This is a genomic window from Paracoccus albicereus (assembly GCF_024359525.1).
Taxonomy (GTDB): Bacteria; Pseudomonadota; Alphaproteobacteria; order Rhodobacterales; family Rhodobacteraceae; genus Paracoccus; species Paracoccus albicereus.
Genome location: NZ_JAKZEU010000008.1, coordinates 1 through 21,686, shown reverse-complemented (window position 1 = coordinate 21,686; position 21,686 = coordinate 1). Strand labels below are relative to the sequence as shown.

Annotated in this window: 22 protein-coding genes and 3 pseudogenes; 12 read left to right on the top strand and 13 right to left on the bottom strand. The window is 63.8% G+C overall.

Going from position 1 to position 21,686, the window contains the following annotated elements; all coding sequences use genetic code 11:
* Both MLD63_RS16855 and MLD63_RS16850 read left to right on the top strand, forming a co-directional pair.
* Positions 1-2,334: a heavy metal translocating P-type ATPase gene (locus tag MLD63_RS16855; RefSeq protein WP_255331078.1), complete on the top strand. Its 2,334-nt coding sequence runs from the start codon at positions 1-3 to the stop codon at positions 2,332-2,334.
* Positions 2,335-2,424: 90 nt separating this feature from the next.
* Positions 2,425-2,853, top strand: a complete 429-nt coding sequence (locus tag MLD63_RS16850; RefSeq protein ID WP_255331143.1) for a DUF411 domain-containing protein — start codon at positions 2,425-2,427, stop codon at positions 2,851-2,853.
* Positions 2,854-2,879: 26 nt separating this feature from the next.
* Here MLD63_RS16850 and MLD63_RS16845 read toward each other — a convergent pair whose 3' ends face one another.
* The 3 genes and pseudogenes from MLD63_RS16845 to MLD63_RS16830 all read right to left on the bottom strand — a co-directional run.
* Positions 2,880-3,137, bottom strand: a complete 258-nt coding sequence (locus tag MLD63_RS16845) for a hypothetical protein (protein ID WP_189426719.1) — start codon at positions 3,135-3,137, stop codon at positions 2,880-2,882.
* A gap of 162 nt (positions 3,138-3,299) precedes the next feature.
* Complete coding sequence (locus MLD63_RS16835; RefSeq protein WP_255331076.1) at positions 3,300-3,968, bottom strand: YcbK family protein; 669 nt, start codon at positions 3,966-3,968, stop codon at positions 3,300-3,302.
* A gap of 49 nt (positions 3,969-4,017) precedes the next feature.
* Positions 4,018-4,555: pseudogene (locus MLD63_RS16830) on the bottom strand (baseplate multidomain protein megatron); the annotation flags it as partial.
* A gap of 15 nt (positions 4,556-4,570) precedes the next feature.
* On the opposite strand from MLD63_RS16830, the pseudogene MLD63_RS16825 reads away from it, so the two are divergent.
* The 4 genes and pseudogenes from MLD63_RS16825 to MLD63_RS16810 form a co-directional block, all read left to right on the top strand.
* A pseudogene (locus MLD63_RS16825) lies at positions 4,571-5,035 on the top strand (5-formyltetrahydrofolate cyclo-ligase); the annotation flags it as partial.
* A gap of 200 nt (positions 5,036-5,235) precedes the next feature.
* Positions 5,236-5,757, top strand: a complete 522-nt coding sequence (locus tag MLD63_RS16820) for a DUF2243 domain-containing protein (RefSeq protein WP_255331075.1) — start codon at positions 5,236-5,238, stop codon at positions 5,755-5,757.
* 583 nt (positions 5,758-6,340) lie between these two features.
* Positions 6,341-6,760 carry an OsmC family protein gene (locus MLD63_RS16815; protein ID WP_255331074.1) on the top strand — a complete coding sequence of 140 codons (420 nt, stop codon included), beginning with the start codon at positions 6,341-6,343 and terminating at the stop codon, positions 6,758-6,760.
* Positions 6,761-7,313: 553 nt separating this feature from the next.
* A complete protein-coding gene (locus tag MLD63_RS16810) occupies positions 7,314-8,138 on the top strand; it encodes a manganese catalase family protein (RefSeq protein WP_255331073.1) in 825 nt (274 codons plus the stop codon).
* Between the two features lie 82 nt (positions 8,139-8,220).
* On the opposite strand, the gene MLD63_RS16805 is transcribed toward MLD63_RS16810, so the two are convergent.
* The 7 genes from MLD63_RS16805 to MLD63_RS16775 all read right to left on the bottom strand — a co-directional run bounded on the left by MLD63_RS16805 (position 8,221) and on the right by MLD63_RS16775 (position 12,701).
* Positions 8,221-8,583 carry a hypothetical protein gene (locus MLD63_RS16805; protein WP_255331072.1) on the bottom strand — a complete coding sequence of 121 codons (363 nt, stop codon included), beginning with the start codon at positions 8,581-8,583 and terminating at the stop codon, positions 8,221-8,223.
* Positions 8,584-8,651: 68 nt separating this feature from the next.
* On the bottom strand, positions 8,652-9,002 hold the full coding sequence (locus MLD63_RS16800; protein WP_255331071.1) for a hypothetical protein: 351 nt from the start codon (positions 9,000-9,002) through the stop codon (positions 8,652-8,654).
* Positions 9,003-9,142: 140 nt separating this feature from the next.
* The gene (locus tag MLD63_RS16795) at positions 9,143-9,841 is read right to left on the bottom strand and encodes a recombinase family protein (protein ID WP_255331070.1); all 699 of its coding nucleotides are present in this window, start codon (positions 9,839-9,841) and stop codon (positions 9,143-9,145) included.
* 72 nt (positions 9,842-9,913) lie between these two features.
* Positions 9,914-10,441 carry a phage terminase small subunit P27 family gene (locus MLD63_RS16790; protein WP_255331069.1) on the bottom strand — a complete coding sequence of 176 codons (528 nt, stop codon included), beginning with the start codon at positions 10,439-10,441 and terminating at the stop codon, positions 9,914-9,916.
* A gap of 7 nt (positions 10,442-10,448) precedes the next feature.
* Positions 10,449-10,913, bottom strand: a complete 465-nt coding sequence (locus MLD63_RS16785) for a phage terminase small subunit P27 family (RefSeq protein ID WP_255331068.1) — start codon at positions 10,911-10,913, stop codon at positions 10,449-10,451.
* Between the two features lie 262 nt (positions 10,914-11,175).
* Complete coding sequence (locus tag MLD63_RS16780) at positions 11,176-11,388, bottom strand: DUF7220 family protein (RefSeq protein ID WP_255331067.1); 213 nt, start codon at positions 11,386-11,388, stop codon at positions 11,176-11,178.
* Positions 11,385-12,701 (bottom strand): site-specific DNA-methyltransferase, encoded by a 1,317-nt coding sequence (locus MLD63_RS16775; RefSeq protein ID WP_255331066.1) that lies wholly within the window; start codon positions 12,699-12,701, stop codon positions 11,385-11,387. Before MLD63_RS16775 ends, MLD63_RS16780 begins: the two co-directional genes overlap by 4 nt.
* A 466-nt stretch (positions 12,702-13,167) precedes the next feature.
* Here MLD63_RS16775 and MLD63_RS16770 point away from each other — a divergent pair, with 466 nt between their 5' ends.
* Positions 13,168-13,629, top strand: coding sequence for a hypothetical protein (locus MLD63_RS16770; RefSeq protein ID WP_255331065.1), 462 nt, complete (start codon positions 13,168-13,170; stop codon positions 13,627-13,629).
* 703 nt (positions 13,630-14,332) lie between these two features.
* Here MLD63_RS16770 and MLD63_RS16765 read toward each other — a convergent pair.
* The 3 genes from MLD63_RS16765 to MLD63_RS16755 all read right to left on the bottom strand — a co-directional run bounded on the left by MLD63_RS16765 (position 14,333) and on the right by MLD63_RS16755 (position 16,181).
* Positions 14,333-14,725, bottom strand: coding sequence for a DUF305 domain-containing protein (locus MLD63_RS16765; RefSeq protein WP_255331064.1), 393 nt, complete (start codon positions 14,723-14,725; stop codon positions 14,333-14,335).
* 115 nt (positions 14,726-14,840) lie between these two features.
* Entirely contained in the window at positions 14,841-15,641 is an 801-nt protein-coding gene (locus MLD63_RS16760) for a MauE/DoxX family redox-associated membrane protein (RefSeq protein WP_255331063.1), read from the bottom strand.
* 15 nt (positions 15,642-15,656) lie between these two features.
* The gene (locus tag MLD63_RS16755) at positions 15,657-16,181 is read right to left on the bottom strand and encodes a DUF305 domain-containing protein (RefSeq protein ID WP_255331062.1); all 525 of its coding nucleotides are present in this window, start codon (positions 16,179-16,181) and stop codon (positions 15,657-15,659) included.
* 106 nt (positions 16,182-16,287) lie between these two features.
* On the opposite strand from MLD63_RS16755, the gene MLD63_RS16750 reads away from it, so the two are divergent.
* The 5 genes and pseudogenes from MLD63_RS16750 to MLD63_RS16730 all read left to right on the top strand — a co-directional run.
* Positions 16,288-16,560, top strand: a complete 273-nt coding sequence (locus tag MLD63_RS16750) for a metal-sensitive transcriptional regulator (protein WP_255331061.1) — start codon at positions 16,288-16,290, stop codon at positions 16,558-16,560.
* Positions 16,561-17,034: 474 nt separating this feature from the next.
* Entirely contained in the window at positions 17,035-17,817 is a 783-nt protein-coding gene (locus tag MLD63_RS16745; RefSeq protein ID WP_255331060.1) for a hypothetical protein, read from the top strand.
* Positions 17,810-19,690: a hypothetical protein gene (locus MLD63_RS16740; RefSeq protein WP_255331059.1), complete on the top strand. Its 1,881-nt coding sequence runs from the start codon at positions 17,810-17,812 to the stop codon at positions 19,688-19,690. The genes MLD63_RS16745 and MLD63_RS16740 overlap by 8 nt, the downstream gene beginning before the upstream one ends.
* A gap of 202 nt (positions 19,691-19,892) precedes the next feature.
* The gene (locus MLD63_RS16735; RefSeq protein WP_255331058.1) at positions 19,893-20,111 is read left to right on the top strand and encodes a helix-turn-helix transcriptional regulator; all 219 of its coding nucleotides are present in this window, start codon (positions 19,893-19,895) and stop codon (positions 20,109-20,111) included.
* Positions 20,108-21,686 (top strand): annotated as a pseudogene (locus MLD63_RS16730) (hypothetical protein); the annotation flags it as partial. The gene MLD63_RS16735 and the pseudogene MLD63_RS16730, both read left to right, overlap by 4 nt.

The following is a 21,686-nucleotide window of genomic DNA, read 5'->3' as shown; positions in this document are numbered from 1 at the left end:
ATGGAACACGACCATTCACACACGACGCCCGACATTCCGGAAGGGACCGAGACTGCCAAGGATCCAGTCTGCGGGATGACTGTTCAGGTCGGGTCAGAAACGCGTCACGCAGCATTTCAGGGCAAGACCTTCCATTTCTGTTCCGAGGGTTGCCAGACAAGGTTCAAGGCCGACCCCTGGTTCTACGCCTCGGGGCGCGCCGCGGGGCAAGAGACGGCGGCCCCTGCGGACGCGCAGTACACCTGCCCGATGCACCCCGAGGTCATCCGCGATGAACCCGGAGACTGTCCGATCTGCGGCATGGCGTTGGAGCCGATGCTCCCCTCGGACGAGCCGAGCGAGGAGCTGACCGACTTCACCCGCCGGATGTGGGTCTCAACGGCCGCGGCGGTGCCGCTGATCGTTCTGGCAATGGGGGAAATGGTTGCCCTGCCGGTGCGGGACTGGATCGGGCACCGGACGGCGAGCTATCTGGAATTCGTGCTGGCGACCCCGATCGTGCTCTGGGCGGCATGGCCCTTCTTCAAGCGCGGCTGGGAATCGGTGCTGAACCGCTCGCCCAACATGTGGACCCTGATCAGCCTCGGTGTGGGCGCGGCCTATCTCTATTCGCTGGTCGCAACATTCCTGCCGGGCGTGTTCCCTGAGCAATACCGGACGGGCGACAGCGTCGGCAACTATTTCGAGGCGGCAGTGGTGATCGTGGCGCTGGTCTTTGTGGGCCAGGTGCTGGAGTTGCGCGCCCGAGAGCGCACGGGCGACGCGATCCGCGCGCTGCTGGATCTGGCGCCAAAGACTGCGCGGCGCATCCTGCCTGATGGCACGGAATACGACGCGCCGCTGGAAAACATCATGGAGGGCGACCGGCTGCGGGTGCGCCCCGGCGATGCGGTGCCGGTGGACGGGGTGGTGATCGAGGGGCGATCCTCCCTGGACGAAAGCATGCTGACCGGCGAGTCGATGCCGGTGGAAAAGGGGCCGGGCGACGAAGTGACCGGGGCCACGATCAACAAGAACGGCAGCCTCGTGATCGAGGCCGGCAAGGTCGGCGCCGACACCGTGCTGGCGCAGATCGTCGCTATGGTGTCAAACGCCCGCCGCTCGCGCGCGCCGATCCAGGGGATGGCCGACCGAGTTTCCGCCATTTTCGTGCCGACCGTGGTGGCGGTCTCGATTATCGCCTTCATAGTCTGGATGATCTTCGGACCCGAACCGGCGCTGGTCTTCGCCATTGCCTCGGCGGTCTCTGTGTTGATCATCGCCTGCCCCTGCGCGCTCGGCCTCGCTACCCCTATCTCGATCACCACGGCGGCGGGGCGCGGCGCGCAAGCGGGCGTTCTGATCAAGGACGCCGAGGCGCTGGAGCGCATGGCCGCCGTCAATACGCTGATCGTGGACAAGACCGGCACACTGACCATGGGCAAGCCAAGGCTGACGGACACCATCGCGCTGGGAGACCTGCCCGAGGCTGACCTGCTGTCGCTGGCCGCTGCGCTGGAACGCGGATCCGAACACCCTCTCGCCGAGGCCATTGTCGATGGCGCCGAAGCGCAGGGTGCCGCCCGTCAGGAGGCGACCGAATTCGAGGCGGTCACGGGCAAGGGCGTGCGCGGCAAGGTTGGCGGACGCAGCGTGGCGCTCGGCAATGCCGCGATGATGAAAGAGATGGCGCTGGATACCGCGCACGCCGAGGCGGAGGCCGACACCCTGCGCGCACTCGGCAAGACGGCGATGTTCGTCGCGGTGGACGGGGCGCTTGTAGGTATTGTGGCGGTGGCCGACCCGATCAAGGAGTCGACGGCGCAGGCGATCGATGCGCTGCATGCCCAGGGGCTGCGCATCATCATGGCGACCGGCGACAACGAACGCACCGCGCAGGCGGTGGCAGACAGGCTCGGCATCGACGAGGTGCGCGCGGGCGTGTTGCCGGAAGACAAGAAGACGCTGATCGACCAACTGCGCGCCAAGGGCCGCAAGATCGCCATGGCGGGCGACGGGGTGAACGACGCGCCCGCTCTGGCCGCCGCCGACGTCGGCATCGCCATGGGCACCGGGGCCGACGTGGCAATGGAAAGCGCCGGGATCACGCTTCTGGGCGGTGATCTGATGGGTATCGTTCGGGCCCGCAAACTGGCCCGCGCCACGTTGCGCAACATCAAGCAGAACCTGTTCTTCGCCTTCGCCTACAACGCGCTTGGCGTGCCCATCGCGGCCGGGCTGCTCTACCCCGTCACCGGCCTCCTGCTCTCGCCGATGATCGCGGCGGCCGCGATGAGCCTCTCGTCCGTCTCGGTCATCAGCAATGCGCTGCGGCTGCGTCGGATTGATCTCTGACCCCACAGAAAAATTTCCAATCAGAAAGAGGAAAACCAGATGACCGAAGATAAACTTTCGCGCCGCATGATCCTGATCGGCGGGACCGCCATGTTGACGGCATCGCCACTGAAGGCGCTCGCGCAAGGCGCCGGACCGGCGATCCACGTGATGAAGGACCCCAACTGCGGCTGCTGCTCGGCTTGGATCGAGATCCTCGAGAACGACGGTTTCGCCGTCACGACCGAGCGCAGCCTCGGGACGCTTCTGATGCGCTACAAGCTGGAGAACGGCATCCCGCAGGAAATGGCCTCCTGCCATACGGGTAGCATCGAAGGCTACATGATCGAGGGGCACGTACCTGTTGCCGACATTCGCCGTCTCCTGGAGGAGCGCCCCGAGGCGGTCGGCCTTGCAGTGCCCGGCATGCCCTACGGATCGCCCGGCATGGGTCCGGAAAGCGAACGCGAAGCCTACGAGGTGTTGTTGATCCGGCGCGACGGATCGACCGAGGTGTTCACACGCTACGCTGCCGCCTGACCACCAAGCTGCGAGTCAGCTTCTGATCAGAAAGAAGAGCACAGGCGCGCCTGCTCCCGCATCACCGCGTAGTCGCTCAGGATCCCCTCGATCGCTGATCCGTCCGGCAGCAGGTGCAGTTCTTCGGCAGCGCGCGCCTGGAGCGCGGGGCTGTACTCAACGACAGGCGGGCAGGTCCTGATCCCGCCAGCTTCAGAACCGACCATCGCGCAGCCGCTCAGCAAGCTCGTTGCGATCCCGAGGACGGCGAGCCGCAGCCTCCAGCATCCGGCGTTGGATTTCATTGGTCTTCTCCGTGGTTTCAAGGCGTTCGGCGAGGCGTCCCGCTCGCTCGCCAGAACGCCGAAGCAACAGCAGGAGCAGGAGCACGGCGAGGACAATGGCGCCGTAGCGAAGCGCCGACCGCACCCTCGAGCTGGCAGCGAACCCAGTGAGCAAATCGGCAATCACCGCCGCCCCCGCTTCCAGTCGTCGAGCCGAGCGTAGATCGTGACCGCGATGCCTCCGAGCGCGACGGCGATGAACACCCAGCGCAGCGTATCGAGGTACGGCACAAGGGGCAGGATTGCGGACTGGGTCTCGGCGAGGAGGCTCTGCGCGACCTCGACGCCGGCTGCGCCCAGCGTAGCCACCCCGCCGGCCCCCTTCATGGTGCGGCTGTCGGCCAGCAGCTCGCGCGCGGGCGGCGTTTCGGCTGCGAACGCGGTCGCACGTACCGGGAACCGCTCGCCCCATTGCCGAGCGGGACCGAGATCGATGTGCATGAAGCCCGAGCGGGGATAGTAGCCGAAGCCGAGGAACCCGACCTCGCGCGCCGCGGCCTCGAAGGCCACCGGGTCGTGGTTCGCCATGGCGATGTCGAAGGCGGCGCCCTTCATGTGTTTCGAGCGGGTCGCGCCGCCGACGGCGCGATTGTGCTCGGGGCTGCGATAGGCTGAGCGCACGATCAGCGGCTTGCCCATCCGGTCGCGCAGCGCCTGCAGTTTGTCGAGCGCCAGTTCGTTGATCAGCAGCTTGCCGGTGCCGCGGCAGGCGATTTCGGGGGGGCTGAAATTCGGCCAGCGCCAGGTGCTTTCCGGTACATCACGCCAATGGCGGTGGAAGGTTGTGTTCATGAGGGTCCTCCGAAACGAAAAAACCCGCCTCGAGGGCGGGTGCTGTTGGGCTGATAAATGGGGACGGGGTGCGGCTACGGGCCGCCGCCGAAGATCTTGAGCTTGATGGCGATGCCCGCGAGCAGCGCCAGGTGACGCCGGAGAGGTCCATCGGCTTGCCGTCGGCCCAGATGCGCCCGATCCCGGTGATCGGGCCCTCGCAGAGCGCGACCGCGAAGCTGGCGTAGTAGAGATACTCGGTGGTCTTGACCTTGCCGCCCCCGCCGCCCTTGCCGCCGCCTTGGGTGGTGGTTTTTGGTCTCCTCGCGGAAATCCGTCGCCCAGATGATGTTGCCGCCCATCCGCATCCGGCCGTAGAGGCGAGGAATGACCGCGCCCTCAGTGGCCGAGGTGATGCGCAGCGTGTCGAGCCGCGCGCCCTCGATGCGCTGCGTCGGCGCCAGCGATGAGATGATCCAGCTGTCGACGACCGAGCCGATGGTCGAGCCGATGAAGCCGCCGATGGTGGCGGCGCTGACACCGAGGATCGCGCCGCCGATGCTGCCGCCAATGGCCGCGCCAGCGGCGCCGAGAACGAGGGTGGCCATGGTCGGAAAAAGCACGTCCTTTCCGGCTACTGGCCGATCAAGGGGGAGCTCGACCTGCGTCCCCTGCTGAGCGACCTGCACGAAGCTGGAGTTCGGGTCGCGCTTCCCCTGGTCGAGGTCAAGCAGGCCCCGCTCGTCTTCCGCCGCTGGACCCCCGAGACGCGGATGGTGCGCGGTGACTGGAATATCCCTGTGCCGCCCCCGGATGCGCCGATCGTGACCCCGGATGTGGCGCTCGCCCCGCTGGTGGGCTGGGACCGGGAGGGCTATCGGCTGGGCTACGGCGGCGGATATTTCGACCGCACACTCGCCGCCCTCGCGCCTCGTCCCTTTTTGATCGGCATCGGTCTGCAGGCGGCCGAGCTGACCACGATCTATCCGCAGCCGCACGACATTCGCCTGAACGCGGTGCTGACCGAGGACGGTTTGCAGGTGCTGCAGTTGCGAGAAGATATCGAACCACGGATGGGTGACAGGTGACGAGTAGTGCCTATCGGAAGCTATCACTCGCCCCCCGCTCAGATCCAGGCTTTCAGAGTGGGTCGCCCATGTCACGGGCCCGATCGCAGAGGGAACAAATTCGGTGCCGGGAAGTTTGCAGACGCAGTTCCTTTAATGCGCTCTCAGCGTTCCGCCAATCTTAGCCACTCACTACAAGCTTCAGTCTCACGAGTGCAGGCATGACGGATGACAACGACATGCGACCAAAGCGCTTTCCGCTCTCGGCGGGTATCCTATTAGGTCTGGGTGTCGGCGGATTTTTCGATGGGATAGTTCTCCATCAGATTCTTCAGTGGCACCACATGGCGACCAGCGTCTGGCTGCCGGTGGACGGCGCGTCCTCGGCATCGGAAGCATTGAGGAACCTCAAGCTGAATACAGTGCTGGACGGTCTTTTTCATGCAGCGACCTATATCTTTGTCCTTGCCGGACTGGTTGTGCTTTGGCGCTCGGCGCGCAAAACGCATATGCGCTGGTCCTCGCGACGCCTGAGCGCCTCACTCCTGATGGGCTTTGGTATTTTCAATGTTGTCGAAGGCCTGATCGATCACCATTTGCTCGGCATTCACCATGTCAACGAAACGGTTCCTCGCGGCCAGTGGATCTATTGGGATCTCGCATTCCTTGCCTGGGGGGGCGCGATGCTGATTGCCGGCTGGCTTTTGTCGAGCAGGACGAAGTCCGATCAGCCAATTTCATGACGTCCGAAAACCGATCGAGGCGAAACCAACATCCGCAACCTCGCCAGTTCGCACTAGCGACGCTCGCTCGGAAAAGAGAACCGCTGCCTTGTCCCGCTGACCGAGTTTGCCGAGCCGCTCGGCAAGGGCCAGGGTAATCAGTGGTTCGCACCTGCCGAAGAAGGTCGGACACTGTTCTTTGCGGGCATCAAGGTTCGGGGCTGGACGTCAGTCCGAAAGGTCAAGGAGGGCGAGACGACGATGATCTCTATGCCTGTCCCCCGAATGCGGAGGTCGAAGCGATCCAACCAAACACAATGCCCGTCATTCTGCTTAAGCCCGAGGAGTGTAACGCCTGATTCGAAGGTGTCGAGGCAACTCCCATGCAGCGGCCATTGCTCGACCGCCCCCTGCGGCTGGGGGATAGCGAGACCTAACCAGGTCTGGCGACAGAGCTTATGTGGCTAAGCCGCGAATAGCGAGGCTCGTATAATCGTGGCTCGTATAATATCGCCGGCAAATCGTTGCGCTTTTTACAAACGCTGACTTGAAGTAATCTAAGCTGGTCACTGCAGGGGCGACGGGAGCCCAGGGAGACGCCTGAGTGAGCAAGTCCATCAAGCTTGTCTTCTCTCCTGTCGGTGGAACAGGCGCCGGCTTGGCGCAAAGCGCCGATGGCCACACGCTCCTCGCGGATCGACCGGCTGGAAAGGCCTCCGGATCAGGCCTGGGCTTCAACGGCGGCGAACTGCTGGCCGCATCGCTCGGCGGCTGCTTCTGGAATGACCTGCACTACGCGGCTGAGTCCGCTTCCGCGTCCGACTTCCGGGTCGAGAGGGTGGATGTGAAGGTTGACCTAGCGGGCGAGCCGCTCCGGGTGGTTCGCGCGCGGATCGCTGCCTGCTTGTCAGGGAGCGACCGACAGACGCTCGCTCGAATCTTCGAGGCGGCCCGATCCGGGAGCACAATCGCTAATTCACTCAGTCCTGCGTTTCCGATCGACTTCGAGCACGTGACTGGCTGACGTCAGCGCTCCAAACGACCGCGTTGTTGGCGTGGTCCCCGAGATTAATGTATTGCATGCGTCACTTTCGCTCTCCCGTGCAGCCGCGCCAGCAGGTTCTTGACCGTCGACCCTGCCAACGACCCCCACGTCGTGTCAGGATGCCGCTCGCGTTCAACGCTCCCGCGATCATGCGTAGACTGCGGACGCGGGGCATCTCCAGGCCCGCCTGGTCGTCCAGATCCCGCAGGTCCGTTTTCCGAAGCGTTAGGGCATCAGGCATCTCGCGCTGCATCGGCCAGCCGTGGGTAGACGCTCGGGCAGTGTAAACCCACTCCTTCCGTCCGACGAGCCACAACGACGGCAAAACCAAAGTCCTGAGCGACTGCTCGGTAAGAGGGCGCGCGTTAGTGCTCGAGCTGGATGGTAATCGAAGGACCGTCCCAGCCTCTCAGAGTGCTTATTAAGATTAGTTAGATGTGGCCGACGGAAAGGAACAATGACAGCGCATCCCGGCTTCAGGGTTTGCGGACGGCCATTGGGCTGCCGGCCCAAGGAATAAAGGAGAGCCATCATGTTCCATCATTCCAGCAAACTTCAGTACAAAGTTCGTGTTGATCGCCCCGACCCCCAATTCGCCAAGTACTTGCAGCAGGCTATTGGCGGTATCGAGGGTGAAATTCGCGTAGCCATGCAGTATTTCTTCCAAGCCATGGGCGCGCGCGGTGACAGCAAATATCGCGACATGCTCATGATGACCGCGACCGAGGAGTTGAGCCACATCGAGTTCTTGGGCCATGCGGTGGCTCTCAACCTTGAGAATGCGCCACTAACAGCACAAGAAGAGGCCGCACAGGATCCGGTCGTCCACGCCATCATGGGCGGCGCCAACCCCCGGCACATCCTGTCATCGGGTCTCTCGGCGATGCCGGTCAATGCGAACGGTGTCCCCTTCGACATGAGCCATGTTTACGCGACCGGTAACATCGGTGCGGACATGCTTGCCAATGTCACGGCAGAGGCCGGGGGTCGCGTTCTGGCCTCGCGCCTTTATAACATGACTGACGATGCGGGAATGAAGGACATGCTTTCGTTCCTGATTGCGCGCGACACCATGCATCAGCAACAGTGGCTCGCCGTGATCGAAGAGTTGGGTGGCATGCAGAATGCTTTGCCGATCCCGAACTCGACGCCGGAAGCACACGAGGCGACCGAACACTCGTATTACTTCCTCAACACGTCCCTTGATGAACCGACACCCGAGGGTCGCTGGACATCAGGGCCGTCGTTGGATGGACGCAGCGAGTTTTCCGTTCGTGAGAAGGTCGAACCCCTCGGCCAGAAGCCGGATCTCGGGAAGGCGCGCCCCAACTCCGGAGCCCAAACGGAGCAGCAGTAAACTAGCGCTGGCGGCATCGGGCGACGATGCCGCCTGTCGGATACAGGTCGGGCATTAGGCACGCGGAAAGGTGTCCACACCCTCAGCGATGTGGCGGCGGATCGCTGGCCGGGAACGATTCATCCGATGCTTCGTCGACGCGGTCCCACTCCGCAGGCGGGTTCTGCATAGCTTCTGGGCCGGCGGAACGAACGGGAGGCTCGTCGGCAGCAAGACCGGTGATGCCATCAACGGTCAGCCTAAATTCATCCGCTAACGCCAATTCTACACCGGCGCCGGCGGCCTCAACTGCTCCAGGATCCTCTTGCCCGTCCTGGAACATCGTGCGCTCTCGGAGAAGAGATTGCACTCGCTCGCCGGAGGGCGTGTTCGCGAGCGCGGTGACGATCAATTGCAGCATGCGCCGGTGAGCAAGCAATCGGCCCTCAAACTCTTCTTCATTCATCGGTTGCTCCTATTACACAGCAGCAGAAACGAGCATCTTCATCAGAGGAGCGGCGACCTCAGCCCAGATCAAGTATGGGCCGCGACCTGAGCGTGTTGAACGACCGACCAGTCGTCATGCCCCTTGCGACGATAAACGGACGTGCAGGCCGCCGAGAACCGGCTCTCGCCCTTGATCGCCTCGACTTTATAGCCAACGACGATCAACCCTTCTTCGGGCCGGGACACGGACTTGTTCGAGAACGTCACCTCATCCCAATCAGGCGTTCCGCTGACTGCCTCGGTCGCAGCCGTCCCTGTGAACAGATGCGGCGCATGACTGAGCGCCATGATGCACTCTGGATCGACGCGCTCATGGTAGGCTTCGTCTGTTGCCTGCCAAAGGCTTTGCTCGAATTTCCAGACGCGTTCGTCATCCATGGGTTACTCCTTAAAAAGAAGCCTTGGGTAAAATGAGGTCTCGTCGTGCTAATAAGTGGAACAGCGCTGCTTTGCGGACAGCGGTGCATGGCCGCACAGTCAAACGCGATCTGCCGGTAAAGGTTGCTTGCCAGTCTCTGCTAGACCTTTTGCTCCGCCAACTTGCCTTTCAGGTTCCGGACCGTCGACACATGCCAGCGACCCCCGCGCCGCGTCAGGATGCCGCGCGCATTCAACGCTGCGGCGATCTCACGGAGGCTGCGGATGCCTGTCGCCTCCAGATCGGCGAGGACAGTCTCCAGCGAAGCCGCATGTGCGTCGGCATTGCGCGAGACTGCGGCGCGGAGCGCCCGTCCGTCATCACCGCCGCGCCTGAGCGCCGTAGCGCCGTTGGGATTGCCGAGCCTCACCCCACGCGCCTTTGCGGCTGCCAGCGCCTCCTTCGTGCGCCGGGAGATCGCCTCGCGCTCCTGCTGGGCCACCAGCGCCATGATCCCGATGGTCAGGTCATTCGCCTCTGGCATGTCGCAGGCCAGGAAGCGAACACCGCTGTCGCGGAGCTGCAGAAGGAAAGCCGCGTTGCGTGACAGCCTGTCGAGCTTGGCGATGAGCAGCGTCGCGCCGGTCAGGCGTGCCTGGGTCAAAGCCGCTGCCAGTTCAGGTCGGTCGTTGCGCCTGCCGCTTTCGACCTCGGTGAAGCGGCCTGAGAGGGTGGCACTGCGTGACTGGAGGAACTCGTCGATCGCACGGCGCTGCGCCTCGAGCCCGAGCCCGGACCGTCCCTGCCGCGCGGTCGAGACCCGCTCGTAGGCGATGTAGCGTTGTCCTGATCCTGCCATGGCTGACCTCGTACAAACCTGCGTAACGGTGGTTGCGCAGTTCTGTACATCGGCTCGAGCCCGATCACGTAGTCAATTGATCGGCCGGTTGCCCGATATCCTGTCGGGCTTTGTGTCGCCTTCGCCTGAACGGTCCCGAGGGCCCTCGTCCTTCGCCTCGGTGCGGGTCTTGCCCTCGTAAGGCACGAGCTGGATCATCGTCGGGAACGTCACGGTCTCCGGCAACTCGATCGAGAGCCGGGCCCGGGCAACCGGTGTCAGACCCAACTCCGCCATGAAGCGACCCATCAGCTCCATCTGCTTGTTGGCAACCGAGAGCCACGGCGATTGCTGGACGTAGCCGCTCGGCGTTTTCAGCAGCGCGGGCGTCTCGGCGAGCTTGGTTTCGGCCTCCGCCCAACGACCGTAAGCCTGACAATAGGCCGCGAGTGCAGAGCGGTCGGCCAGTGTCAGGATCCCCGCTTCATGCAGCGGCGTGGCCAACCGGCGCCATTCCTTCTGAGCCACATGGGAAAGATGGCTTGGGCAGCGCGGCAGCGCGTTCAGCCGGGTCTTCGTCAGGGTCGGCTTGCGAGGGATGGGTTTGCGTCCGGTTCTCATCGTGGCCTCACATGTCGAACTGCGCCCAGACGGCCGCGACCGCGGGATCGGTGGCCGAGACGTCGACCGCCAACCGCGATCTTGAAGATGGGGTCAAGCCGAGTTCGGCCATGTAGCGCGCCATCAGCTCGCGTTCCTTGTTGGCAATGGTGAGCCAAGGGGAATGCTGGATGTAGCCCGAGGGCATCTTCAAGAGAACCGGCGTCTCCTTCAGCTTCCGTTCCGCCTCGACCCAGCGGCCGTAGGACTGGCAGTAGGCCGCGAGCGCCGCGCGGTCGACCATGGTCAGGAGACCGATGCGGTTCAGATCGCGAGCCAGCCGCTTCCACTCGGCCTTGGCAGAGGGGTTGAGATGAGCCGGACAGGTCGGCAGATCCGCGGCGGGCTCTGGCTCGGCGCCATTGATCGGCCGCTTGCCGGGGTTGCCTGCGACGAGCTTAAGGCGGGTCGGTGTCGGCTTGCGGCCTCTCATGTCCCGCTCCTCGCTTCTCCACGGTCAACCAGTCGCGGGTTCGTCTGCGGTGTTGGTCGAGTCATCGGGACCTCATCAAAGCTGCCCAAGGCCGCATCCGACCCATAATTGCGGGCGATTTGCATGCAAGGTCTTGAGGATACCCGGTCGGCAATTTCGCGGTCGCGTGCGCGTGCCGAGGCCGCCGGTCCCGTGGCAAAGGCTCCCTGACTTTTGACCGCCCCCCGCGGCACCGCGCGGGCGAGGTCAGCGCGACAGCGGCTCACCTTCCCAGCCTCGTGAACAGGCGGCGCAGAACATAGCTGCGCGCGAGCGACATGACCGTGAAGGCGACGCACAGTCCAACCTGTTCGCGCACGCTTGCCTGAATACCCGTGGCTCGGAACAGCACCGCCTGAACGGTGAGGGCTAGACCGAACCCCACGGTGACATTGGTGACCGCCTCGATCAGCGACATGGCGCGGGACTGGCTCATGAGGCTGCCTTGAGCGGTGCGGCCTCGGAAGGTGCCAGCTCGATGCGCGTGCCCTGCCGTTCGGCGGCGATCGTCCCGAAGGTGCGGCCGTCGCCCTCCAGCACCGCCTTCTTGCCGGTGAAGACCTGCCAGCGCAGCACGATCACATCGACATAGGCCGGATCGAGCTCGACCGCGTAGCAATGCCGCCCCGTGGTCTCGGCGGCGATGATGCTCGACCCCGATCCGCAGAAGGGCTCATAGACCGCCTGCCCCGGGCTTGAGTTGTTCAGCATCGGCCGGCGCATGCACTCCACTGGCTTTTGCGTGCCGTGCACCGTTTTCGCGTCCTGGTCACGGCTCGGGATCGTCCACAGCGTCGATTGCTTGCGATCGCCCGACCAGTGCCCGGTGCCGCGGACCGCGTACCAGCAGGGCTCGTGCTGCCAGTGATAGTGCCCGCGGGAGAGCACCAGCCGTTCCTTGGCCCAGATGATCTGGGAGCGGATCGAAAAGCCCGTCGCCTCGAGGCTCTCGGCCACCGTGGTGGCGTGGAGAGCGCCGTGCCAGACATAGGCCACCTCGCCGGGAAACAGCGCCCAGGCTTCGCGCCAGTCGGCGCGGTCATCGTTCAACACCTTGCCGGTGCGCCTGGTCTTTGCGGCGCCCACGTCGTTGCGCCACGCCGGATCGTAGTTCACGCCAAACGGAGGATCGGTTGCCATGAGATGCGGTGTCACGCCGTTCAGCACCCGCGTCACCGTGTCCCGATCGGTCGAGCTTCCACAGATCAGCCGGTGCGAGCCGAGGGTCCAAAGATCGCCCGGGCGGGAGACCGGATCGGCAGGCGGCTCCGGTGTTTCCTCCTCGCGAGGATCGGGTGCGTCGTGACCGAGCAGCTTGTCGAGTTCCGCGCCTTCGAAGCCGAGGCTGGTCAGATCCACGTCGAGATCAGCGAGATCGCCGAGCTCCAGCGCCAGCAGCTGTGCGTCCCAGCCCGCCTGTTCGGCCAGCTTATTGTCGGCCAGGATGTAGGCCCGCTTCTGCGTCTCGCTGAGATGCGCCAGCTCGATGACCGGCACCTCCGCCAGTCCAAGCTTATGCGCCGCCAGCACCCGGCCGTGACCCGCGATGATGCCGTTCGCCCCATCGACCAGCACCGGGTTGTTGAAGCCGAACTCCCGGATCGAACCGGCGAGGCCCGCCACCTGGGCCTCGGAGTGTGTCCGGGCATTGTTGGCGTAGGGGATCAGGTCGGCGACCGCGCGGCGTGTCAGGTCGCGGGCTCCTGCGAAGGGACGGGTGTTGTCGGTTATGGTGTTCTGTCCGGCCATGATGCCCCCTGACGCGTTTCCGGGCCCACGAAGCGGGGCTCAACGCCATCATACCAGATCACGCAACCGCTTGTAAGAATGACACTTTCCGCCTCACGGCGACAGACGGCGACATTGGGGCCTCGGCGCTGCGGTCAGTGCTCCACGCAAGCGACGACGGCTTTGACGCGCCGTCGAGGTACCTTGGCGAAGCGCTGAAAGGACCCCCCAGCAGCCGCAGGGACAAAAAGGGACAAACTGCAGACTATCGGGCGTATGGCAATTCTGAGCTTCTTATACGGGCGATAATGGGAAACTGTCCCTTTTTGTCCCTGTGCAGCGCCTGAGTGCCGTAAGACGTATCGTGGATGGGGTTCAGGTAGCGGGGACGAGGCACCGATGCTGTCCTCCCGCACGATGTCTATCTTTGACTCAACTAACGAACAGAGGTGCGTTACAATAAACGATGACTCGCGGGGAAATCCATTTGGACGACTGTGACGATTCACTTCCACCCCGGCTCGCTGATCCGACTGATCTGCAGCAGCGCCTTTCGTCATCGGACGGAGCAGTCACGCTCACGCTGACCGCCCAGAGCGACACGGACGAGATCGAAGCGTTCCTGATCGCCGTCTTCGACGTGACCCGCAGCTTGTCCTCTTACCGTGAGCAGAACGCGCTGATGCGGCAGGTCATCTCGCAGCTGGATGAAGCTAACACAATCGTCTGCGCCGGCTGTAATGTTGAAGTTATCCTTGATCCGCACAACTGCGAGATGCGGCATGACCTCCCGGCAGTGTCCCTGGACCTCATCGCATTCGCCATGCTCGAGGCATTCTCCGACCTCACCGATCCCGCCGGCATGATCGTTTCTGGCTTCGCACGGATCTGGGAAAGCCCCTCGATCGAAGCGGCACACCGTCTGACATCAGCATCGCAACATCATTGAGGCGGCCTCGCCTCGCGCGTGCGTGTGACTCTCTACTCTTACCGGGTCCCTGTCGGTTGGTGAGCCCTTGAGCAGAAGGCAGAGGACGACCAGCCCCGGCGATTGCCAGAGCCGGTCCCTGCTGCCGTCGCGATCCCTGTCGGCCGGAGCCGCCCCGTCGCTTTGGCCCTCAAGACCGCTGATGCCCTGCGTCTCGAGGTCAGCCGCTACTTGCGACACCGGACCTGGTGCCGGGGGACGCGCTTCGGCCTTTCGGACTGCGCCTGACAGATGTCCCCGCCCCGTGGTCTGTCCTTCCGGTTCCCGGCGCCACGGTCTTGAAAACCCTCCGCGCGGACCAGGCCGCGGGCTGACCAAAGAGGCGATGCCGCGGCCCTCCTATGATGCCTCAGACCACAAGTCATTGTAAGAATGTCATTTTCCACCTCAGGACGACAGGAACCGACATCGGGCCCGCGGTGACTTCTCCACAGCCTGGCGCAAGCTGCTACGGTTTTGGCGCTTGCGGCTCTGGGGTCGACCTGTGGGGTTTGAATTCGGCTGAGGCGTCAGCCAATCGAGCCGCAGGGACAAAAAGGCTATCGAGCGTATGGCAATTCTTCGCTCCCCATACGGATAATAATTCGAAAATCGACCCTTTGTGTCCCTGTGACCGGGATGCACGGTCTGACCGCCACCGATGCCAGGCGCCAGACTGACAAGGCTAGTCGATAGGATGCCCTAGTCGCGCTAGCATGCCCTTCATGTCCTTGATCTCGGCCTGCTGGGTGTCGATCACCGCCTGCGCCAGAGCTGCCACCTCGGCGTCATTGGAATCCTCCAACAAGGCCTGAGCCATGTCGATCGCACTTTGATGGTGGGGGATCATCAGCAGCAGAAAGTCAGCGTCGCGATCGCCGGTCAATTCAGTCGCGTCCATGCTCTGCATCATCGTGTCCATGGCCGCGGAATAGACCGAACCGGTGTCATGGCTCGCCATCTCGCCGTGACCTGCGCCGTGATCGGACGCGCTTTGGGCGGCAACGGACGCGGCGGAAATCGCCATTGCGACTCCGATGCCGGTAGCCCGCAAGGCATAGTTTCGCAATCCGGTCATAGGTTCTCTTCCTGTCTGGTTGATCAATGAGGCTAGGTTCAACCGACGAGCGTGCCTACCTCGTCGAAGGTCCCCAGCCTCGGGGGTCACGATTATGCACTGCGGGAGTGACCTGTCAGGTCAGCAATATCACCAGCATCACGATCGACATACCCATCATGGCGAGGTTCTCGGTCAGGCTGACGAAGCCCAAGGGCACGTTCGAGCCGCCGCCCACACAGGCGCATTTCAGTTCGCGCTTATCGATGTAGACGGCCTTGAACACGCTCCATGCGCCGATCGTCGAGATGACCAGGGCCGCAGGGGCGGCGAGCCATGGCAGCAGCATGCCGGTCATCAGAACGCCCGCGCCGGTCTCGACCCAGGGGTACACATAGGCGTAGGGCACATGACGGCGCGCAAGAACGTCGTAGTTCAGAAACATCGTCGAGAAGCTCTCGATGTCGCGCAGCTTCTGCATCCCGAGCAGGATCATCGAGATCGAGATGAACCAGCCCAGCGTCTGCCAGGTGATCGCGCCAATAAAACCGATCGACAGCGCGAGCGCCGTCGCGGCAGCGACCGCGAACAGGTAGATCACCGGCTTGTAGGTCGTGGCGTCGGGATCCCAGTCGGTCAGGCGCTGACGCAGGTCGGTGTAGCCGCCCACGCGCTCGCCCTCGATCCAGACCTGCGGCGTGGTCTTGACGCCGTGCTCGGCCTTGAAGGCGTCCACTTCCGCGCGGGTGCGGAACAGGCGGTCGTCCACCTGATAGCCCTTGGACTTCAGCAGCCAGCTTGCCTTCTGGCCCGAGGGGCACAGGTGATCAGGCAGCGCCATGCGATAGAGAACGGCGGTCTTGCCGATCGCGGCAATGGCGGGGGCGGTGGTGACGTCAGCGACGTCGCGGGTGTCAGCAAGGATGTCCTTGGGCATGGGGCCTCCGGGGGATCAGTATTTCTCGTCGCGGGGGGTTCCCGCGGGGGCGTCGCCGTTCGCCTGAATGTCGGCGATGTATTCCTTCATCTCTGCGATCTCCGCCTCTTGCGCCGCAATGATCGCGTCGGCCAGCGCGCGCACGCGTGGGTCGGACAGGTTGGCACGCTCGGACGTCATAATGGCGATGGAGTGATGCGGTATCATCGCCTTCATCCATGCGACGTCGCCGACCGTGTCCTGCGAGCGCACCAGATAGAGCGAGCCTGCAAAGGCCAGCGCGGCGCCGGCAAAAATGGACAGGTTGAGATACCGATTTCCGTACATGCCCAGCATGAACGCCAGCATGATGACGGTCATCGCTGCGCCCATGTAGAGCGCCATCCACATCCGCGTTTGCGAGAAGTAGACGTGATCGAGCGCGTAGGTGTTGAGATACATCAGCCCAAACATCACGACGGTGGACGTCGCAATCATCGCGGCGAAACGGCGATAGGAGCCATGAGTGGTGGGGTCGGGGGATTGAGGATCGTGCTTCATCGCTCTAAAAATATACCCCATTAGGGTATCGTCAAGTGCTGCGATCGATTAACGTATCGCGACGTTCATCTCGACAACCGACCACCCAATCTCCTTATGATGCAGCATGCATGAGAACCGCGAAAACGCATTAAGACGGCTGAAGCGCTTGGAAGGTCAGGTTCGAGGCGTAGCGCGGATGGTCGAGGAAGATCGCTACTGCGTCGACATTCTGACGCAGATCGCGGCTGTCCGCGCCGCGCTGAAGGGCGTCGAGAAGCTGGTGATCGACGATCACGCCGCCCATTGCATCGAGGACGCGCTGGCGTCCGGTAACCGCGCGGATCAACGGGCGAAGTTCACCGAACTGCTGGACCTGCTGGACAAGGCTCGCGGGTAGGAAATCTGCGCGCGGTCGAATTTTCCAACCGCGCTGGCCTCGCGCCTGTGCGTGTCTCTCAACTCTACCAGGGTCCCTGTCGGTTGGTGAGCCCTTGAGCAGAAGGCCGAGGACGGCCAGCCCCGGCTTTCGCCCGAGCTGGTCCCACTGCCGTCGCGATCCCTGTCGGCCGGAGCCACCCCGTCGCTTAGGCCCTCGAGATCGCCCACGCCCTGCGTCTCGAGGTCAGCCGCTACTCGCGACACCTAGTGCCGGGGGTCTCTTCGGCCTTTCGGACTGCGCCCAGGCATTGAAGGACGGATGGGACAGATAGGACAGATAGGACAGGTAATTTTGGATAGTTTCTCACGCGCGCGCGTGAGACAGCTTATGGAATCTTCTGTCCCATCTGTCCGATCCGTCCCGGTTGCTGGCGGCGGTTGACGGGACCGACCTCGGTCGCGCAGACTATCCGGCAGTGAGGAGGTTCCTGGGATGGGCCATATCCATCTTCAGGTTTTGCCCGGTTCGCTGAAGTGGCGGCAGGTGGTCGACCTTCTGGGTAGCGAAGCTGCAAACGAGACAGTCTTTGCCGCCAGCGCGATCGCCGCGGAGGGCGATCTCGCCCGCGCCGCAGATGATCCCGTGTTCGTTGAGGCCGTCCGGCTCCTGCTCATGATTCCGTTCTCGGCCCGAAGCGATGACTTCGGTCTGGCGTTGCGGGATTGCGATCTGTCCGTAGGCTCGACGCCCGACCTGTTCGAGATCTGCGCTGGCGCTTCTGAACGGCTTGATGACATCGCGCGCGCCGCCAGCCGCCGAACCGACTTCGGAGAACTCGCGGGACGCGCGCTCATCGGCACACTCAACGACCAGATCGGTGCGGCGCTGCCGGGCTTGTTCGAGGCAACCGACCGAGACGTCCAGATCGAGGCACAACGGCTTTCCCGTCCGAACGGAATCGCGGCCCTCTCGCGTGCGTTCTTCGGGCGACTGCTCTCGGACTCGCTCTCGTACTGGCTCGATCGGACCCTGGCCATGCAGACCGGGACCGGACGGCGCCTTCCGGATGTCGGCGCCCGCAGTGCGTTTGACGTCGCGCTGCAGACCTACACCCAGGAGGCAACACGGATCATCCAGGAGTTTGCTCCGGGGTGGTACGGAAAGCGTCTTTATGAGGACGGGCGGATCGAATCGCCGCAGGCTGCGGCCTTCGCCGCCGTAGCGATGAAGAAGATCACCGAGGAGCTTCGGCGCAAGAGGGATGCCGATGCCTGAGGGGGTCGTGGGAACTGATCGCGCACGCGGACCGCTTCGCATCCGGCTGAACGGGACCGCCCCGACGTTTCGGCTACGCGCCGACCGCATTTCGGCGGCGCTTGTCCGGCCCATCGAACCACGACTGCAAGATCTGCTCGACATCGCGGCCTATGTCTTCGCAGCCGATAGCGAGGTGCAGCGAGGGGGTCCTACCCGTCCGCACATGGGAGAGGATTGGCATCGGCAGTTCCACTTCGATCTGCCGGTCCGTAATCCCGGCTTCTGGAACCGCCCGGAGGTGGCGGCTGCGCTGACCGACGCCATCACGTTTCTCACAGGCGACATCGTCAGTTTTCGGTTCCACGCGCAGGATACCGTTGACCAGGAGGAGCCCTTCCTCCCCTTCGAGCCGGAGGGCGATGCCTTCGCGGCGGACGAGGTCATCCTGTTCTCGGGCGGGCTCGACTCCTTCGCCGGCGCGCTTGAGACGCTCTCGACGTCGAACGCCCGCATTGTCCTGGTCACACATCGCTCGTCGCAAAAGGCTGCGACACGTCAGGGACACCTCGGCCGGTATCTCAAGCATCGCTTTCCCGGACGCGTGCTGCAGATCCACGTGATGGCACAGCGGGTTGGCACGGAGGCGCGGGATGCAACACAGAGATCACGCTCCTTTCTCTTCGCGGCGCTGGGTCAGGTCGTCGCACGCATGTTCGGAGCCGATCGGCAGAGTTTCTTCGAGAACGGGATCATCGGACATAACCTCCCGATTTCGCCCCATGTGGTTGGCACCATGGCGACGCGGACGACGCATCCCCTTGCCTTGAGAAAGCTCGAGCATCTCATGATGCTGGTCGGTGAAGGGGCTGGTGCGGCCATCCGGAACCCATATGAATGGATGACCAAGACCGATGTTGTGCGTCGGATCGCCGACCATGGCGCCGCCGATCAGATCAGAGAGGCGGTGAGTTGCACCAGTATCCGCGAGCAGAACACCTTGCACACGCATTGCGGCGCCTGTTCGCAATGCCTCGATCGTCGCTTCGCGATGCTCGCCGCAGGCCTTGCGGACGAGGATCCCGCCGACATGTATGGCACCGATGTACTGACCGGGTCGCGCGAAAAGGATCGGTCGCGGACCCTGGCGCTCGACTGGACCCGCCATGCCGTTCGACTGGCCGCGATCGACGATCGCATGTTCCTCAGCACGTTCGGTCAGGAACTGACGCGGATCGCGAGCGGATATCCCGATCAGGGTCGGACGCAGGTCTTGCGCCGCATCCTCGAGCTCCAGCGCCGCCACGGCAGGCTGGTCAGGGATGCGCTGGCACAAGCCATCCGCGACAATGCCGAACACCTTGCCCGCCAGGAACTTCCGGACGGGGCGCTGATCCGGCTTATGGTCGCGGGAGAGGACCCAGCGGCGACGGCGCTTGCTCCCGACCCGCGCGCGACCGCGCCTGCTCCTCAGCAGCCTATGGAGAATTCGTCCGATGCGCCGGATCTAATTCTTCACGAGGACCGCCCGCTTGAGGTCTTCTTCTCGGAGGAAGACGATCGCTTCCTGATCAGTGTCCGGGGTCTCGGCCGTATTGAAGGTGCGGCGGCGCGTACTGCCTGTATGATCAAGCCGGAATTTGACGAGGATCGTCATCGCGGGCTTTCCCGCGAGGAGCACCGCTACGTGCCGACCGGCACACTTGCAACGCGAGCGAGTGTCAGCAAAGAGGTCGTCGCTCAGCACGTTCGCCGGTGTCGAAAGGAACTTGCGCAGTTCCATCAGCAGCTGTTCGACAGGCCGCCGGCTCGGCCCCTCTTGATCGAGAGCGAGGGGCGACGTGGCTATCGCATCGATCCGGATATCCGGGTTCTCAAACGGGACGCGACCTGACCTCTTTACCCTAGGCGAATCGTCATTGGCCTGATGCTGTCAGGGAATAGCCGTCTTCTGTCATCTACGCGGCCTTGACGGCTTGTTATTACTACAAAATCAGCCGACCATTTGTGATGAGTCGGTGGCTCCGTGTCAGCCTCCCGGGCGTGAACAGGAGCCGTTTCCGGGCCATTCTTGGGCATGACCAAGGAGGCCCGCGATGGCGATCCCTGCCGCTAAGCCGAACGATAAACTTGAGCCCATCCTGACCGAACGCGCCCTCGCGGCCCGTTGGCACGTATCCGTGCGCAGCCTTCAGCGACGTCGGGCGGCGGGGACCGGCCCCGCCTGGCTGCGGATCGGCGACCGTGTCCGCTACCGTCTCGAGGATATTCTCGCCTTCGAGGAAGACTGTCGCGTGACCGAGGCGACGGCATGACCCTGGAAGCCCTCCGATCCGAGATCGATCACGGCGCGATGACCGCCTTCACGGAGGTGGTGTTTGATGGTCTGGCCGGGATCGTTCCGATCCGCATGCTGGCGGAGACCGGAACCCCGGATCAGAAGCCGCAGTCGAAATTTGTCGAAGTGACACAGCTGACGTCTGCGTTGCCGGATATCGCCAAGCATGCGGCAAGAGCGGTCCGCGGCATCTATGCCGTTCCCGGCATCGTCAGCAGGCCCGGCTCGGCGCGCGCCAGGGACATCATCGCGACGCAGGTTCTGCTCGTTGATCTCGACAGCGGAGACATATCGCTCGCCCGCGATTATCTCTGTCGGCACTTGGGCGAGCCGAGCCTCGAGGTCGCTTCCGGCGGACGGACCGACGTTGGGGAGGCGAAGCTGCACCTGTACTGGCGGTTGCATGAGCCGGCGCGCGGCGATGATCTCGAGCGGATCCGGTCGCTGCGCGAGATGGTGGCCTTGAAGGTGGGCGGCGACGCGTCGTTCGGCAGCCTGCACCAGCCGATCCGCGTTCCGGGCAGCATCCACGGCAAGAATGGAAAGCTCACGGCGGTCCGCTTGCTCGCACGCGGCCATGGGTGCTACCCACTTGATGAACTCCTCGCGCGGGCCGCGGCAATGCCGCCGCTGTCTGGCATTCCGGAGGTGAAGCCGCGACAGCGCAAGCCCGCCGTCTCGGGGCTCATGAGCCGCAAGGTCCTGGCTGGGGGCCTCGACGACTTGACCCGGTTCGAAGCGCTGTCGCGCGTCATCGGTCACTGGATCCGCCAGGCGCGCCTTGGCCACGTCAGCCTCGATGACGCCCGGAGGGCCGTAATCGAGCACAACGCGGCGCTGATCATGCCACCGTGGGACGATGCCGGCCTGGAGCGTGAGTTCACAGCGCTTCTGCAAAAGGACATTCGCGAGAATGGGCCGATGCCCACGCGAAAGCCGGACGACGCAGCGCGGGACGCGCCCTCCTTCAGAGAGGACGCGATCGCTGCAAGTTTTGTCGATCGGCATGCCGGAGAAGCGCGTCATTGCAGCGCTCTGGGCGGATGGATGAGTTGGACCGGGACCCACTGGCGCCGCGACGATCGCGACATCACGCGCGAGCTCATGCGCCAGGTCTGCCGGTCAGTGGCCAAGGATACCGACTCCCCAGCCATGGCTCGCCGCATCGCCAGCGACAGGACCGTCTCGGCAACCCTGCGGCTCGCCGCAGCCGATCCCGCGATCTCCTCATCGGTCGATGCCTGGGACGCCATTCCGATGGCTCTCAATACCACCGCCGGCCTCGTCGATCTCGAGACTGGCGAACTTCAGGCCCATGGTCCGGCCCGGTTGGTGACACAGATCGCCGGCGCAGCCCCCCGCGGCGACTGTCCGCTCTGGATGAACTTTCTCGATCAGATCACCGACGGTGATCGGGACCTGCAAGCCTATCTGCAGCGCATGGCAGGCTACTGCCTGACCGGATCGACACGCGAGCAGGTGTTCTTTTTCTTCCACGGAACCGGCGCAAACGGGAAGACGGTCTTTCTGCAGACGCTCTCGGCGGTCCTCG

Bases quoted from the DNA above. Each gene is read 5' to 3' on its own strand.
- MLD63_RS16855 (WP_255331078.1), top strand. From the start codon at position 1: ATGGAACACGACCATTCACACACGACGCCCGACATTCCGGAAGGGACC.
- MLD63_RS16850 (WP_255331143.1), top strand. From the start codon at position 2,425: ATGTTGACGGCATCGCCACTGAAGGCGCTCGCGCAAGGCGCCGGACCG.
- MLD63_RS16845 (WP_189426719.1), bottom strand. From the start codon at position 3,137: ATGAAATCCAACGCCGGATGCTGGAGGCTGCGGCTCGCCGTCCTCGGG.
- MLD63_RS16835 (WP_255331076.1), bottom strand. From the start codon at position 3,968: ATGAACACAACCTTCCACCGCCATTGGCGTGATGTACCGGAAAGCACC.
- MLD63_RS16820 (WP_255331075.1), top strand. From the start codon at position 5,236: ATGACGGATGACAACGACATGCGACCAAAGCGCTTTCCGCTCTCGGCG.
- MLD63_RS16810 (WP_255331073.1), top strand. From the start codon at position 7,314: ATGTTCCATCATTCCAGCAAACTTCAGTACAAAGTTCGTGTTGATCGC.
- MLD63_RS16805 (WP_255331072.1), bottom strand. From the start codon at position 8,583: ATGAATGAAGAAGAGTTTGAGGGCCGATTGCTTGCTCACCGGCGCATG.
- MLD63_RS16800 (WP_255331071.1), bottom strand. From the start codon at position 9,002: ATGGATGACGAACGCGTCTGGAAATTCGAGCAAAGCCTTTGGCAGGCA.
- MLD63_RS16795 (WP_255331070.1), bottom strand. From the start codon at position 9,841: ATGGCAGGATCAGGACAACGCTACATCGCCTACGAGCGGGTCTCGACC.
- MLD63_RS16790 (WP_255331069.1), bottom strand. From the start codon at position 10,441: ATGAGAACCGGACGCAAACCCATCCCTCGCAAGCCGACCCTGACGAAG.
- MLD63_RS16785 (WP_255331068.1), bottom strand. From the start codon at position 10,913: ATGAGAGGCCGCAAGCCGACACCGACCCGCCTTAAGCTCGTCGCAGGC.
- MLD63_RS16780 (WP_255331067.1), bottom strand. From the start codon at position 11,388: ATGAGCCAGTCCCGCGCCATGTCGCTGATCGAGGCGGTCACCAATGTC.
- MLD63_RS16775 (WP_255331066.1), bottom strand. From the start codon at position 12,701: ATGGCCGGACAGAACACCATAACCGACAACACCCGTCCCTTCGCAGGA.
- MLD63_RS16765 (WP_255331064.1), bottom strand. From the start codon at position 14,725: ATGACCGGATTGCGAAACTATGCCTTGCGGGCTACCGGCATCGGAGTC.
- MLD63_RS16760 (WP_255331063.1), bottom strand. From the start codon at position 15,641: ATGCCCAAGGACATCCTTGCTGACACCCGCGACGTCGCTGACGTCACC.
- MLD63_RS16755 (WP_255331062.1), bottom strand. From the start codon at position 16,181: ATGAAGCACGATCCTCAATCCCCCGACCCCACCACTCATGGCTCCTAT.
- MLD63_RS16750 (WP_255331061.1), top strand. From the start codon at position 16,288: ATGCATGAGAACCGCGAAAACGCATTAAGACGGCTGAAGCGCTTGGAA.
- MLD63_RS16745 (WP_255331060.1), top strand. From the start codon at position 17,035: ATGGGCCATATCCATCTTCAGGTTTTGCCCGGTTCGCTGAAGTGGCGG.
- MLD63_RS16740 (WP_255331059.1), top strand. From the start codon at position 17,810: ATGCCTGAGGGGGTCGTGGGAACTGATCGCGCACGCGGACCGCTTCGC.
- MLD63_RS16735 (WP_255331058.1), top strand. From the start codon at position 19,893: ATGGCGATCCCTGCCGCTAAGCCGAACGATAAACTTGAGCCCATCCTG.